General features: G+C 29.9%; 16 protein-coding genes. All 16 read right to left on the minus strand.

The genetic code is table 11. The annotated features are described in order from the left end of the window. Positions 1 to 56 precede the first annotated feature (56 nt). Positions 57 to 443, minus strand: coding sequence for a glycerol-3-phosphate cytidylyltransferase (tagD, locus tag ACI32A_RS05970; protein WP_439754127.1), 387 nt, complete (start codon positions 441 to 443; stop codon positions 57 to 59). Between the two features lie 6 nt (positions 444 to 449). Beyond that, positions 450 to 1,259, minus strand: coding sequence for an ABC transporter ATP-binding protein (locus tag ACI32A_RS05975; RefSeq protein ID WP_439754128.1), 810 nt, complete (start codon positions 1,257 to 1,259; stop codon positions 450 to 452). Between the two features lie 12 nt (positions 1,260 to 1,271). After that, the gene (locus ACI32A_RS05980; RefSeq protein ID WP_439754129.1) at positions 1,272 to 2,081 is read right to left on the minus strand and encodes an ABC transporter permease; all 810 of its coding nucleotides are present in this window, start codon (positions 2,079 to 2,081) and stop codon (positions 1,272 to 1,274) included. 145 nt (positions 2,082 to 2,226) lie between these two features. Then, the gene (rpoE, locus tag ACI32A_RS05985) at positions 2,227 to 2,520 is read right to left on the minus strand and encodes a DNA-directed RNA polymerase subunit delta (RefSeq protein ID WP_439754130.1); all 294 of its coding nucleotides are present in this window, start codon (positions 2,518 to 2,520) and stop codon (positions 2,227 to 2,229) included. A 20-nt stretch (positions 2,521 to 2,540) separates the two neighbouring features. Then, positions 2,541 to 4,175: an arginine--tRNA ligase gene (gene argS / locus ACI32A_RS05990; protein ID WP_439754131.1), complete on the minus strand. Its 1,635-nt coding sequence runs from the start codon at positions 4,173 to 4,175 to the stop codon at positions 2,541 to 2,543. Next, a complete protein-coding gene (locus ACI32A_RS05995; protein ID WP_439754132.1) occupies positions 4,151 to 4,531 on the minus strand; it encodes a hypothetical protein in 381 nt (126 codons plus the stop codon). Before ACI32A_RS05995 ends, argS begins: the two co-directional genes overlap by 25 nt. A gap of 33 nt (positions 4,532 to 4,564) precedes the next feature. Then, complete coding sequence (locus ACI32A_RS06000; RefSeq protein WP_439754133.1) at positions 4,565 to 5,710, minus strand: HD domain-containing protein; 1,146 nt, start codon at positions 5,708 to 5,710, stop codon at positions 4,565 to 4,567. Then, complete coding sequence (locus ACI32A_RS06005; RefSeq protein WP_439754134.1) at positions 5,677 to 6,072, minus strand: (deoxy)nucleoside triphosphate pyrophosphohydrolase; 396 nt, start codon at positions 6,070 to 6,072, stop codon at positions 5,677 to 5,679. The genes ACI32A_RS06000 and ACI32A_RS06005 overlap by 34 nt, the downstream gene beginning before the upstream one ends. Continuing rightward, complete coding sequence (locus ACI32A_RS06010; RefSeq protein ID WP_439754135.1) at positions 6,038 to 6,325, minus strand: RNA-binding S4 domain-containing protein; 288 nt, start codon at positions 6,323 to 6,325, stop codon at positions 6,038 to 6,040. Before ACI32A_RS06010 ends, ACI32A_RS06005 begins: the two co-directional genes overlap by 35 nt. Then, the gene (gene mfd / locus ACI32A_RS06015; RefSeq protein WP_439754136.1) at positions 6,322 to 9,675 is read right to left on the minus strand and encodes a transcription-repair coupling factor; all 3,354 of its coding nucleotides are present in this window, start codon (positions 9,673 to 9,675) and stop codon (positions 6,322 to 6,324) included. Before mfd ends, ACI32A_RS06010 begins: the two co-directional genes overlap by 4 nt. 1 nt (position 9,676) lies before the next feature. Beyond that, on the minus strand, positions 9,677 to 10,237 hold the full coding sequence (gene pth / locus ACI32A_RS06020; protein WP_439754137.1) for an aminoacyl-tRNA hydrolase: 561 nt from the start codon (positions 10,235 to 10,237) through the stop codon (positions 9,677 to 9,679). Positions 10,238 to 10,272: 35 nt separating this feature from the next. Further along, on the minus strand, positions 10,273 to 10,899 hold the full coding sequence (locus tag ACI32A_RS06025; protein ID WP_439754138.1) for a protein jag: 627 nt from the start codon (positions 10,897 to 10,899) through the stop codon (positions 10,273 to 10,275). A gap of 10 nt (positions 10,900 to 10,909) precedes the next feature. Beyond that, positions 10,910 to 11,884, minus strand: coding sequence for a YidC/Oxa1 family membrane protein insertase (locus ACI32A_RS06030; RefSeq protein WP_439754139.1), 975 nt, complete (start codon positions 11,882 to 11,884; stop codon positions 10,910 to 10,912). Next, positions 11,881 to 12,234 carry a ribonuclease P protein component gene (rnpA, locus tag ACI32A_RS06035; protein ID WP_439754140.1) on the minus strand — a complete coding sequence of 118 codons (354 nt, stop codon included), beginning with the start codon at positions 12,232 to 12,234 and terminating at the stop codon, positions 11,881 to 11,883. The genes ACI32A_RS06030 and rnpA overlap by 4 nt, the downstream gene beginning before the upstream one ends. Positions 12,235 to 12,278: 44 nt before the next feature. After that, positions 12,279 to 12,413 carry a 50S ribosomal protein L34 gene (gene rpmH, locus ACI32A_RS06040; RefSeq protein ID WP_154459378.1) on the minus strand — a complete coding sequence of 45 codons (135 nt, stop codon included), beginning with the start codon at positions 12,411 to 12,413 and terminating at the stop codon, positions 12,279 to 12,281. A 96-nt stretch (positions 12,414 to 12,509) separates the two neighbouring features. Further along, positions 12,510 to 13,736 (minus strand): peptidoglycan bridge formation glycyltransferase FemA/FemB family protein, encoded by a 1,227-nt coding sequence (locus ACI32A_RS06045; RefSeq protein ID WP_439754141.1) that lies wholly within the window; start codon positions 13,734 to 13,736, stop codon positions 12,510 to 12,512. Positions 13,737 to 13,846 lie beyond the last annotated feature (110 nt).

Consider the following 13,846-nt stretch of genomic DNA (forward strand, 5'->3'; position numbering starts at 1 on the left):
ATAGTTTTTATATTTTAAAAATGGAATAACAATGCTCAGTAACATATTTTCTTCTCCTATTGTTTTAATTCTTCTTTTAATTGTGTTGTAGAAATACCTTCAGTTCTTGGTAAATATACAACTTCACAATAATCTTTTAGAAAATCAAATTTTCCTTTCCAGTCATCTCCCATCACAAAAACATCCACATTGTATTTTTTTACATCTTCTATTTTTTGTTCCCAATTTGTTTCTGGAATGACTTTATCTACGTATTTAATGGCTTCTACAATAGCCATTCGATCTGTGTCTTTGATTTTACATTTTTTTCCTTTTAAAGCATTAAAATCATCACTGCTTACAGCTACAATTAAATAGTCTCCTAATTCTTTTGCTCGTCTTAATAAATTTAAATGACCTACGTGAAATAAATCATAAGTTCCATATGTAATGACTGTTTTCATATTTTCCTACCTTTCAAATAATCGATTCAATAACGATTCTTTCTTTTTTTCTTTTATGATGCGTTGTTCAAATTTTTTATTTAATAATTTTTTTTGTTCTTTTTTCGATAAAGCATTCAATTCTTTTACATATTCATCATAATGACTGGCAACAGTTTGAATGTCTCCATATTCTTTTAATACACCGCCTTCAAGCCAGATGGCTGTGTCACAAAAAGAAATAACTTGTGGAAGTGAATGCGAAATAAATATAATAGTTTTTCCACTTTTTTTCAATTCCGTCATTTTATCTAAGCATTTTTTCGCAAATCCTTTATCACCAACTGATAAAGCCTCATCAACCACAATAATATCTGGGTTTAATGCCAGGTTAATGGAAAATCCCAGTCGAGATTTCATTCCCGATGAATATTTTTTTACAGGTTGATATAAAAAATCACCTAATTCCGCAAATTCAATGACATCATCAATTATTTTTTGAACTTGTTTTTTCTTTAATCCCAATAATGCCCCTTTTAACTGAATGTTTTCCAATCCAGTTAATTGTTGATTCAAACCTGTATTGATGGCAATTAAAGCTTGTTCTCCATTCACGGTAATGGTTCCTTCTTCTGGTTCAGAAATACCAGATAAAATAACTGACATTGTGGATTTTCCTGATCCATTGGTTCCTAAAATTCCCACAACTTCTCCCACAGGTATTTTAAAGCTAATGTCTTTTAAAGCATAAAATTGTTTTCCTTTGTGTTTTTTATCATTTGATTTTAATGTATAAATTTTTGATACGTGATCAAAAATAACGGCATAGGATTCCATGTATTCACCACCTTAAATTAAGTCCGCAAATTTTGCTTTGAATTTATGCATCAATACACTTCCAAGCGCAAATAAAATAAATGTGATGGCCCAGAAACAAATGGCACGATAGCGATATGGCCAGAATCCTTCGTGATAGAAGAAACAGTCTCTATATCCGCATACTATATAATAAATAGGATTTAATTTCATAATAAATGTAATCCATGGATAGTTTTCAAATCTGGATAGTGGCCATAATATAGGTGTCATATAAAGTAATAATCGCATTAGTGATGTAACAAATTTTTTTGTATCCCGTGCAATCATATTTAATACACTAAGAACCAAGGTAATCGAAATATTAAATACACAGGCACAGAAACAATAATAAATGAGTCCTAACCAGTGAATAGATGGTTTATAGCCTTGCAACATAAAAATAACCATGACAATCACCATCAAACAAAGATGATTAAATAATTCTTTTAATACAACTGTGGCTGGTAGAATACTGACCGGAAATTTCATTTTTGAAATCATTTTTGAATGCGAGAAAATGGCATTGCATCCATCCACAATACAAGGACGAATAAAAAACCAGACCACCATTCCAGCTAACATCCAATTAAAAAATGGAATATCATCTACGGCTTGTCTTTCCATAATAAAACCAAACACAAACCAATATGTTAATACATTGATAGCTGGTCCTGCAAAGTTCCAGAATATACCAAGTCGAGTATCTCGCATATCCGCTAATAATTCATATTTAGAGATGCTGTAAATTCGATATAAATTTGAAAAATTTTCTTTTAATACATAACGAATACTTTTAAACATAACTTTACCTCGCATATAGTTTATCATATCCTATAAAAGAGTTCACAAAAAAAGGAAATTAGAATCACCCAATTTCCTTTTTAAATACACATTCCTCTCCTTTCTTTATTCATTGTATCAATTCAAAATGAATAAAGAATGACATTTACTCAATTTCTTCGATTTCTTCTTCGTCTTCATCATCAATAGATAAAGAATCTGTGTCCATAGTACTTTCAGATAAAGTATGACGTGATTTTAAATCCCAGAAATTCTTTGGCATGCTGAAAAATCTTCCATCAATTGAAAGATCTGTATAGAATTGTGCGATATTGTCTTCAAATTGAGATTCATTGTATCCCATTTCCTTGCTTACTTCTGTCCATAAATTAATAAAAGACATCGGTTCTTTTTGCTCTTTTAACACACGAAGAGCCACATCAATCATAGATTTTTTCATAATACTACTCCTTAAAAAAATTACATTGATTCGACCGCTTCAACTCCTATGCAATCCAATGCATTTGCTAAAACAATCTGTGTTGCTTTGACCAAAGCCAATCTTTGCGCACTCAATTCTAAATGATTTCGATCCACTACTTTACAAGCATTATAGAAACTATGGAATTTTGACGCTAAATTTTGAATATAATGACATACTTTATGGACTTGACGGCTCTTAGCTGTTTCAATAATGACTTTATTGAATTCCTGTAAAGTCTTCATTAATTCAATTTCTTTTTCATCCACCAATAAATCATAAGAACAAGCCAATTCAATGTCTTGTGCCTGTTTTTGAATGGAACACATTCTGGCATGAGCATATTGTGCATAATAAACCGGATTTTCATTGGATTGTTTCTTTGCCAATTCAATATCAAAGTCTAAATGCGAATCCAATGCTCTTTGAACAAAGAAATAACGAGCTGCATCAACCCCAACACTATCGCACAATTCATTGATGGTTGTCGCATTTCCTTCTCGCTTGCTCATCTTCATTTCAACGCCATCATTTACTAAACGAACCATTTGAATAATGTCCACATTCAAATGATTTTCATCATTTCCAAGGGCTTTCATAGCCGCTTTTAAACGTGGAATATATCCATGATGGTCAGCTCCAAAAAAATCAACTAAATAATCAAATCCTCTTTGATATTTATCATTGTGATACGCAATATCCGGTACCAAATATGTATAAGAACCATCCTGTTTTCTTAATACACGATCTTTATCATCATTGAAACGTGTTGTTTCAAACCAAAGAGCTCCTTCTTTTTCATATATATACCCTTTTTCTTCAAGAATATGAAGAGCTTGTTCTACTTTTCCAGCATCTCGAATGGCTTGTTCGCTTGACCATACATCAAATGAAACACGATATTTAGCTAAATCTTTTTTTATTTTATTCAATTCAAATTGAATTCCTTCTTTTCGAAAGAAATTTAGATTTTCTTCTGTTGGTTCCAAATACTGATTCGGATATTGTTTTGCTAATTCATAACCTTTTTCTTTAACATCAGCACCATTATATCCATCTTTACCCACTTGTGTATCCAATCCATGTGCCTGGCGATAACGAGCATTTAAAGACAAAGCCAAGTTTGTGATTTGATTTCCTGCATCATTTACATAATATTCACGCGTTACATCATATCCTGCTTTTTTCATAATACGAGCACAACTATCTCCCCAAGCCGCTCCACGTGCATGTCCTAGATGCAAAGAACCAGTTGGATTCGCACTGACATATTCTAAATTTACTTTTATGCCATTTGGTTTTTGTGTTCCATATTTTTCTTTCTGTTCTAAAATATCTTTAATTACATTAGTAAAGCTATCTGTTTTTAACGTGAAATTCAAAAAACCAGGTCCAGCTATTTCAATTTTAGAGACACTATCCAATTCAAATGCATTGATTATATTTTGTGCAATTTCTCTTGGATTTTTTCTTAATTGACGTGTCAGCTGCATTGCCACATTACTTGAAAAATCACCATGATTTTTATTTTTTGGAATTTCAATCACAATTGTTTGCCAATCCAATTCCATTTCATAGGCTTGAAAAATTGCTTTTTGAATTGCCTGTTTTAATTGAATATCAATGCCTGCCATGCCAAATCCTCCTTATTCGCTACAATAAAATGAAATAACTGTGATTCATTTCCTTGAATTAATTGATATTTTATTTCTATACAATTTCCATTTATTCTATATAGACTTGTTTCACATTGCAAGTCTAAACATCCAAATTCTGTTTCAATGTTTCCTTTTGTTTGAGATTGATCCTTTAACATTAGCACAACTTTATAATCGGATTTACTTTCAATAATTAATCCTTTTTCATAGACTTTCCAGGTAATGGTATCCATTTCAATAGATATTCCATTTTTTATTTTTTTAATTAAAGCCCATCCATCAAAGATCAATTCTTTTTGAATTAAATCCATAAGCGTTACTTTTAAATTCATAGCGTGTTTATAATACTATATTTTTATTTTTTTTCAATTATAAAAAATCCTTTTCTTTGTTTTTGTTTCCATTCTCAATAAGGCTTTAACAATTTCAGAACACTTTGATATAGGAATGCATTCATTATTTTTGTTTAAAATCCAAATTGGATCTTTATTTTCATGATAAGGCAAATAATCCTGTTCCATTTGTTGTTCTATGTAAACATATTGATAATGACCATTTAATTTTTCATCTTCTTTAAAAGACAACAAATGTCGATTTAATATTCGATTGGCTAAATCTTTTAATTCTTCGTCTTCACAAAATAAAGCTTGCTGAAAACTATAAAATAATCGATTTTCATCTAATAAATAAAAGGAATCACTTGTTAATGGTTCAAATAATAATTCCAGACTCTGAATTTTTATTTGATTTCGAATTTTTTGATATCTTTTGATAAATAATTCAATCAGAATTTCATATGATTTTGCATCTGGATGAAGATACACTTGCCAATACATATGATAACGGGCCATGATATAGTCTTCAATGGAATGCATCCCACTTTCTTTTACACAAAGATTTCCATCTTTGACGCGAAGCGTTCTTAAAATTCTTTCTAAATCAAATTTTCCATAGCTGGTTCCTGTTTCATAGGCATCTCGTAATAAATAATCCATTCGATCGGCATCTAATTGCGAAGAAATCATTTGACTGAGCATTTGATTGGGATGACTATGATTTAAAATTGATACAATCAGGTTTGGTAAATTTGTATGTTCTTTTTTTAATACTTGATGTACTTCTGTTTTTTCATCAAGAATTAATTCCATTGTGATGTCTTCATGACTTTTCTGAGTAATGGATTCAAACATATGAGAAAAAGGTCCATGACCCAAATCATGCAGCAAACCCGCACACATAACTTGTATTTTTTCAAATTCATTTAAACTATTGTTTATATTTTCTACTTCGTAACACATTCTTCGAACGATTTCATAGACTCCTAAACTATGCGAAAAACGAGAATGCTCGGCTGTATGATAAACTTGAAAATTACCACCTAATTGATGAATACGACGAAGCCTTTGAAATTCCCTGGAATTCAGGCAATCCCATATTACTTGATAAGAAATATGAATATATTCATGAATAGGGTCTCTTAATACTTTTGCTTCATTTGTTCGATTAAACATGGCCACTCCTTTTTTAGTTTTTCTACAATATGTGCATCCGCTTCAAAAAAAGGAAAATCAAAAATATGATCCGGTGTTGTATAAACAAATTGCTGATGCACATGAATAACAGGTTTTTGTCTGGAAGTACAAATAAAACAAGTTAAATCAATGTCTTGTCCATCTTGAAAGTCTTTTCCTTTTTTAAAGAATTTCACATTTTCAATATCAATACCGCATTCTTCTTTCCATTCCCGACAAATAGCTTCTTGTTCGCTTTCTCCTTTTTCGACTTTTCCTCCTGGAAACTCAAAAAATCCATTTTTTCTTTGTGCAATCAAGACTTTTTCATTTTGAATCAATATCGCACATACAACTTTCATTTATTTTTTCCTCTTTTATAATTTCAAACAAAAGCTGTGCATTTTGTTTAGAAACTTGTTTTTGAATATCTAATACACGAATTTCTAAAATACGTAAACCAAATTCAATTTCAATCACATTTCCAATTTCAATTTCTGTACTCGGTTTTGCGATTCTTCCATTGACTTTGATTCTCTGTTGAAGAGCTAATTCCTTAGCGGCTTCTCTTCTTTTTAAGATTCGTGCCGTTTTTAAGTATTTATCTAATCTCATAGGTCTTCCTCTAATAATTGAATGACTTTATATAAAAGTGTTTTTGGTTTTTTTGGAATATAAATCACAATTCTATGGTTTGTTAGTCTTAAATTGATTTTATTGCTGATGGCATTCATTTTTTCAAATAATTGAATACCATTGCATGCATTTGTCCATTGTTCGTTCATTTCAATCACAAAATATTTTTCTTCTTCTTTTAAAGAATGAACACCTTTTATATTCACAAATAAATCCAATTCTTTTTGTTCAAATAAATGCTGAACTTGAACTGGAATTTTTCCATATAAGTCATTAATTCTTTCTTTATATTGTTTTAATTCATCTTCAGTTGTAATGTTTTGAATTTCCTGATATAAAAACAATTTATCTCCATCGTTGTCCGTAAACGCAGATGGAATATATCCATCCAAAGAAACACTTGATTGCCTGATTGATTCTTTTTTGATTTCTTTTCCTTGTTTTTTTCTTATGGCTTGTGACAACATTTCTAAATATAAATCTAATCCAATTTGATTGATAAAACCAGCTTGTTGTGGTCCTAATAAATCACCGGCACCACGAATGGTTAAATCACGCATGGCTACTTTATAGCCACTTCCTAGTTGTGTAAATTCTTTGATAGCTTTTAATCGCTTATCTGCTTTTTCATTTAATTCTTTTTCAGGTTCTATCATCAAGTAACAATATGCGATTTTTTCTCTTCGACCAACACGTCCACGAATTTGATAGAGCTGACTCAATCCAAATCGATTGGCGTCTTCAATAATAATGGTATTGGCATTGGCAATATCAATTCCTGTTTCAATAATAGTTGTGCATACAAGAATTTGATATACATTTCTTGAAAAATCATACATAATATCTTCAATTTCTTCACGATTCATTTTTCCATGTATAACTGCAATTTTACTGTCTGGAAATTCTTTTTGTATTTTTTGTGCTGTTGAATAAATTGTTGAAACTCGATTATGTAAATAAAAAACCTGTCCTTCTCGTGCTAATTCTCTTTGAATTATTTCTTTGATTGCATTATCTTTTTTTTCAATCACATACGTTTGAATAGGATGACGCATAGCTGGTGGTGTATTTAATTGAGAAATTGTTCGAATACCAATCAAAGACATTTGCATGGTTCTTGGAATGGGTGTTGCACTTAGAGATAAAACATCAATGTTATTTTTCATTTCTTTGATTTTTTCTTTGTGTTCTACTCCAAATCTTTGTTCTTCATCAATAATTAAAAATCCCAGATCTTTATATTTAAAAGATTTATTTAATAATTTATGGGTTCCTACTACAATATCAATGGAACCATTTAATAAACGCTTACGAATATCTTTTAATTCGTTTTCACTGACAAAGCGATTCACTAAAGCTACATTGATTCCATGACAACTCATTCTTTTTTCAACAGTTTGATAGTGTTGTAAAGATAAAATAGTTGTTGGGCATAAAAAAGCAACTTGTTTTCCATTAGTAATTGCCTTAAATGCACATCGCATAGCCACTTCAGTTTTTCCAAATCCAACATCACCACACAATAAGTGATCCATTGGCTTAGGTTTTTCCATTTCGTGTTTGATTTCCTGTGTTGCCTGAATCTGATCTGGTGTAGATTCATATTCAAATGCTTCATCAAATTCTATTTGAAGTTCATCATCCTTTTCATATGCAAATCCTATATTTTCATTTCTTTGAGAATATAAATCAATAAGTCTTTGTGCTATTTCTTCAATTTTCTGATTGGCTTTTTCTTTTGTTTTTTGCCACTGATTGCTTCCTAATTTACTTAACTTAACACCGACTCCTTCATGAGAAATATATTTTCTTACTAAATTAAATTTAGATAAAGGAACAAACAATTCTCCGTTGTCTCGATAAATAATATGAAGATAATCAATATTTTTTCCATTTTGATTTCTTGTTACAATGCCCAGATATTGCCCAATTCCATATTGCTCATGAACAACATAATCGTTTTTTTCTAATTCCAATACATTTTCTAAAATTTGTCCTTCTTTAAATGTTTTCTGATATACATTTTTCTTTCGATATTCAATAAACAATTCTTTTTGTGTATAAACAAATTGATCATGGTATTGAAATCCTTCATAAAAAACAGGCTCTATATATTTAATATTTTCATCTGGACAAACTTGTTTTATTTTTTCTTTTTCATCTTTTGTTAAAGCAAAATACGATTGTTGCACATCAATGGTTTCCATGATTTTTTCAATGGATTGATTGGCTTTTTCAATGGGATATATATCCGATTGAATGGGATGATGAAAATCCAAAAATTCATGAAATGCCATGTATTCGTTTTTGTATAAATCATGAAATAAAATATATTTGGGTAAATATTTTCGATCTTGTACCATTTCCTGAATAAAAGAAATATTTTCATTGTTTAATTGTTTATAATAGCGTTCTATTTCTTCTTCACTACTAAAAATTGTAATGGCATTTTCAACATAATCATTTAATTGGCTTTTTGTTGTATAGGCATAATAAATATATAAATGTGGTTCATTGCTGTAATTTTCAAGAAGCATCATATCTTTTTCAATGGAATCCACTAATAATTGTTTTTCTTCTTCAAATAATTTTGTTTTTTGTTTTTCTAGAGATTCAAAGACATTTTCTTTGATTTCCTTAATTTGATTGTCACTGAATAATAAATCTGTAGCTGGGCTTATTTCAATAGAAGAAATGGATTGAATTGTTCTTTGCGTATTTACATCAAAGAATCGTATAGATTCAATTTCTGTATCAAAGAATTCAATTCGGATGGGATTTTCATATTCCAATGAAAAAATATCAACAATTCCTCCACGAGAAGCAAATGTACATGGACGATCGACATAATTTAATTTTGTATATCCCATACGATTTAATTGTTCTTTCAATGTTTTCATTTCATATTCCATATCCACTTTCAGTGTTATACAATTTTGTTTGAAATACGATACATCGGGTAAAAAACGAACATATGAAGCCAAATTACAGATAATGATTTTTGGTTCTTTATTTTGAATAAATTGTGTTAAAGAATATATTAAATGGTTTTTATCGTCTGGACTCGAAGCAATAGACTGTACACGTAAGCTTTCTTCCATGACAAAAAGCAGCACATTTGAATCGAGTAAAGACATTCGATCGTATAGTTGCTGCGCTTGATAGCGATTCCTTTTTACAATAATTCTTGTTTGATGATCTTGTTTAAAGGCATTGACAAGTAAAAGAGCTTCTTCCATTGGATAGAGATTTCCAATATTGTTTCCTTTTTCCTGTATTTGTTTTACTACAATATTATCATCAAACCATTTGATAATTTTTTCTTTCATATTATTTCTTATTATAGCGATTCATTGTCATTTCAAATGAATGATCAATAGCAAAATAGGCGGCTTGACAAGCTTGTTCAATAGCTTGTTGTAAATCTTCTTTTTCTTCTTCTTTAAATTTTGATAAAACCCATTGAATTATTGGAATTCTTTCATCTTTTCCAATTCCAACACGAATACGATCAAAATTCTGATTGAATGTACATTCCATAATGCTTTTAATTCCTTTATGTCCCCCTGCACTTCCTTGCTGACGTAAACGAATTTTACCTACTGGTAAATCTTTATCGTCATATATGACTAATACATTTTCCATGGATTCTTTATAAAAATCAAGACATTGACGCAAAGAAAATCCGCTGTTATTCATAAAAGTCGTTGGCTTTAATAAAATAACGTCTTCTCCTTTTACTTTTCCTTTGGCAAAATAAGCTGAAAATTTTTCTTGTTTAAATTCCAATTGACATTTTTTAGCCAATTCATCAATGACCATAAATCCTGCGTTGTGCCTTGTATTCTCATAGTCTCTTCCTGGATTTCCTAATCCAATAATTATTTTCATAACTGCCTCCCAAAAAAATAACGGGTTATCGCCCGTTATTCTTCATTCTTTTGTGGTGTATATAAGATTTTTAAACGACGACCTTCTCCTTCACCTTCGGATTGTGTTGAAATATTTTTCATTGAAGATAAAGCATTATGAATAGCTTTTCTTTCATCCGCTGGCATAGGATCTAAAACAGCATTCACTTTTGTGCGACGTACATCTTTTGCGACGCGAATAGCCATTTTACAAATTTTTTCATATCGATCTTGTTTATATCCATTTACATCAATTAATAAACCAATTCTTTTTTTGAATTCCGCACTTGCAGCTGCTTTAACTAAGCGATTAAAAGCTTGTAATGTTTTTCCACCTTTTCCAATTAAAATCGCATTATTAGCTGTATTGACAACAACTTTATAAAATCCATTGTCATTTTCAATTTGAACTTCTCCATCTAATTTTGCGTTTCTAAAAAAGGTTTCAATATATGTTTTAATAAAATTTTCTACATCTTTTTCACAATAAGCTTCAATTTCAACGCTACGACCAATTCCTAAAAATCCTTGTTTTTCTTCAAGAATATTATATATTAATAAATCAGAAGAAACGCCTTTACTTTTTGCTGCGTTGTTAACAGCTTCTTCTAATGTCTTTCCACTATATCTTTGAAAACTCATTTTATGACCTCTATTTTTTCTTCATAATGACATGTAAAACAAATGTTTGACAAATACGATACAAAGAAGAAACCATCCAGTAGAAGGACATCGCAATTGGCCAGGAAATATACAATACAGCAATCATAACAATTGACATATACATTGTCATTTGTGTTGGATCACTTGCCTTTTGTTCTGGTTCTGCATATTTCTTTACTTTGACATGGTTTTGTTTATCTTCATATTTTTTCAACCATTGAGGAAGTTTCATAGAAACAAATTGACATACAATCATCAACACATAAATGATAATATATCCAAATTGCATTTTTGTAATTCCTTGCATAACAGTTCCAGATAAATCCATTCCCAAGAATGTTCCATTTACAACTGTAATCGCACGCATCGTTGCATAATACATTCCAATCATAACTGGGAATTGCAGGAATGTAATTAACATTGTTCCGAATGGATGAATATCATATTTCGTATATAAATCCTGTGTTTCCTGATACATCTTCATTTTAGATGCTTCATCTGTCTTATCTGCATATTTATTTTGAATACGAGCAATTTCCGGCTGAATTTCCTGCATTCTTTGTGAAGACATTTGCGACTTATGTGTGAAAGCAAACAACAGCAATTGAATTAATACAGTTGTAACGATGATTCCTATTCCGGCATCTGTATAAGTAGCAACTAAATTTAATAATTGAGCAATTGGCCATACAATAATTCCTTCAAACCATCCATTTTTCCAGGCATCTGTGAATTCTGTTTTTTCAATTGTGATTAAATCATCATCTTTTAAATTTTTATATTCTTTTTCAGAACCTTCAATACTGACTTTTGATCTTTCAACTTGTGTTTCTTCAATCGCAATAATTTGATCAACTTTTGTTTTACCATCTTTTCCACGAGGATTTGAACAAGCTGTACAAGTTAACAAGACAAAGAAACAGACCATTAAAATTTTTGCTTTACTTTGTAAAAATTTTTTCATTTTTTACCTCTTTTTTCTTTACTCTTTCGTTTCATTTTTTCTCTGTCTACTTTCAATTCTTCTTTATTTTCACCAAAACTTTTTTTCAAATATACCGGACGAACAATTAAGACCACATCGAATTCCTCTTGAAAATCAAAAATTTCATCGACCATGCTTCGAACTTGTCTTTTAATTTTATTACGACAAACTGCATTTCCTAATTTTTTACTGACACTGATTCCAATTCGATTGTGTTCTTCTTCTTTTGGTTGAAAATAACAAATAAAAGAAGACGATTTGATAAAATTTTGTTTGTGAATAATAGAAGAAAATTCATAATTTTTACAAATTCGATACGCTTTTTTCATGAAAATCCTCCTATCACTACAAAAAAATCACCGTTTGGTGATTTCTATGCGGATAATACCTTTCTTCCTTTAGCTCTTCTTCTAGAAAGCACTTTACGTCCACCAACAGTTGCCATACGAGCACGGAAACCATGAGTTCTCTGGTGTTTTCTCTTACTTGGCTGATATGTTCTTTTCATTTTATTACACCCCTCAGTCTTTTTTTCTCTAAATTTTCAAATAAGATTGCTTGTACATTATAACAATACGAACTTTTTAATGTCAATACAAAATATTTAACTTCTTATTCTTTTTTTCATTTTTTCGTAAGCTATTAAACTTGGCTTAAACAATAAGCGATTCACTGGTAAATCAAATTCTCCAATAAATTCATTAATAACTGGATCAAAATTATCTTTAAATTTTGTTAATCCATCATCCAGTGTTCCTTCAACACCTCCCATATTACTGTAAATACAACCTCTTTCAAATGCCCATTTAAAATTTTCTACGTATTCTTTATATTGTGGCATAAACTTTTTAAATCTTTCATCCATTCCAGCATATAACATTTCACATGTATTTCCATATTGAATGCTTAATATACCCGCAATGGAAATTGGCTGATCTTTACGACCAAATTCATCCAGCATTTCATCAAATTCTTTGATATCTTTTTCAATTGAATTCATTTGATCTTGCAGACGACGCAATTTCTTTTTTGCATTTTCTGGTGTATTTTTTATTTCTTTTTCCAATTCAATTTTCTTTTCATGTGCTTGATTTGATAATTGATATAAATTACATTGTGCTAAGAAAATAACACCACCTTCTGGATATTCATTCATTAATAAAGTGAAATAATCTTTATTTCTTAAAGATACTTGTTTTCTTTGCTCTGTTAAACAAACCAGACGAGAAAATTCATCAATTAATTCTTTTTGTCCAGAAATGATGTTCACATTTCGACGATTGGCATCTTTAATCAATCGTTTGGTATGTTTTGGGAGTATTTCTTCTATATTTTCATTTGCATATACATTTGATTGAAAACGAGGTTGAATGGTTTCTTCAATTTTCATAGTAAAACCATGATGCTTAGCTCCCAGTCTTTTAAATATATTTAAATAAAGTTGAGTATCCGGATAATAATTTGTATTACTGTCTTTTGATTTATAATCATTAATATGAATAGCTGGATCAAATTTAATAAAAAGACAATTTTTTTTCTTTGCGATTTTTTTTAGTTCTTTAAAATAAAAACGCAATAAGTCTTCGTTTTTATAATCCATAACAGGTCCTCTAGGAAGATAAAACATACTAAAATTCATCGGTAATTTTTTAATTAAAACCAATCCAGTTCCTACTAATGTTTCATTTTCATATACTCCCGTATATAAGTGATCCCAGTTTTGTTTGATATTAGCCCATTGATAACTTTGTAATAAATTACAATATTCATGATTTTGAACAAAGTAATTGAATTCTTCTTTTTGAATATCTAATGCAAATCTATAAGTCATTGTTTTTCCCCTTTCAGGCTTGATTCATTGTACAACTTCTATAATAAAAAACAAGAATAATTTACTTTTACACCTTAATTTTAGCTTTTTCCACTGTAAAAATAAAAAAT

It is taken from the genome of Floccifex sp., from assembly GCF_051873555.1.
In the GTDB taxonomy this organism is placed as follows: domain Bacteria; phylum Bacillota_I; class Bacilli_A; order Erysipelotrichales; family Erysipelotrichaceae; genus Floccifex.

Bases quoted from the DNA above. Each gene is read 5' to 3' on its own strand.
- tagD (WP_439754127.1), bottom strand. From the start codon at position 443: ATGAAAACAGTCATTACATATGGAACTTATGATTTATTTCACGTAGGT.
- ACI32A_RS05975 (WP_439754128.1), bottom strand. From the start codon at position 1,259: ATGGAATCCTATGCCGTTATTTTTGATCACGTATCAAAAATTTATACA.
- ACI32A_RS05980 (WP_439754129.1), bottom strand. From the start codon at position 2,081: ATGTTTAAAAGTATTCGTTATGTATTAAAAGAAAATTTTTCAAATTTA.
- rpoE (WP_439754130.1), bottom strand. From the start codon at position 2,520: ATGAAAAAATCTATGATTGATGTGGCTCTTCGTGTGTTAAAAGAGCAA.
- argS (WP_439754131.1), bottom strand. From the start codon at position 4,175: ATGGCAGGCATTGATATTCAATTAAAACAGGCAATTCAAAAAGCAATT.
- ACI32A_RS05995 (WP_439754132.1), bottom strand. From the start codon at position 4,531: ATGAATTTAAAAGTAACGCTTATGGATTTAATTCAAAAAGAATTGATC.
- ACI32A_RS06000 (WP_439754133.1), bottom strand. From the start codon at position 5,710: ATGTTTAATCGAACAAATGAAGCAAAAGTATTAAGAGACCCTATTCAT.
- ACI32A_RS06005 (WP_439754134.1), bottom strand. From the start codon at position 6,072: ATGAAAGTTGTATGTGCGATATTGATTCAAAATGAAAAAGTCTTGATT.
- ACI32A_RS06010 (WP_439754135.1), bottom strand. From the start codon at position 6,325: ATGAGATTAGATAAATACTTAAAAACGGCACGAATCTTAAAAAGAAGA.
- mfd (WP_439754136.1), bottom strand. From the start codon at position 9,675: ATGAAAGAAAAAATTATCAAATGGTTTGATGATAATATTGTAGTAAAA.
- pth (WP_439754137.1), bottom strand. From the start codon at position 10,237: ATGAAAATAATTATTGGATTAGGAAATCCAGGAAGAGACTATGAGAAT.
- ACI32A_RS06025 (WP_439754138.1), bottom strand. From the start codon at position 10,899: ATGAGTTTTCAAAGATATAGTGGAAAGACATTAGAAGAAGCTGTTAAC.
- ACI32A_RS06030 (WP_439754139.1), bottom strand. From the start codon at position 11,884: ATGAAAAAATTTTTACAAAGTAAAGCAAAAATTTTAATGGTCTGTTTC.
- rnpA (WP_439754140.1), bottom strand. From the start codon at position 12,234: ATGAAAAAAGCGTATCGAATTTGTAAAAATTATGAATTTTCTTCTATT.
- rpmH (WP_154459378.1), bottom strand. From the start codon at position 12,413: ATGAAAAGAACATATCAGCCAAGTAAGAGAAAACACCAGAGAACTCAT.
- ACI32A_RS06045 (WP_439754141.1), bottom strand. From the start codon at position 13,736: ATGACTTATAGATTTGCATTAGATATTCAAAAAGAAGAATTCAATTAC.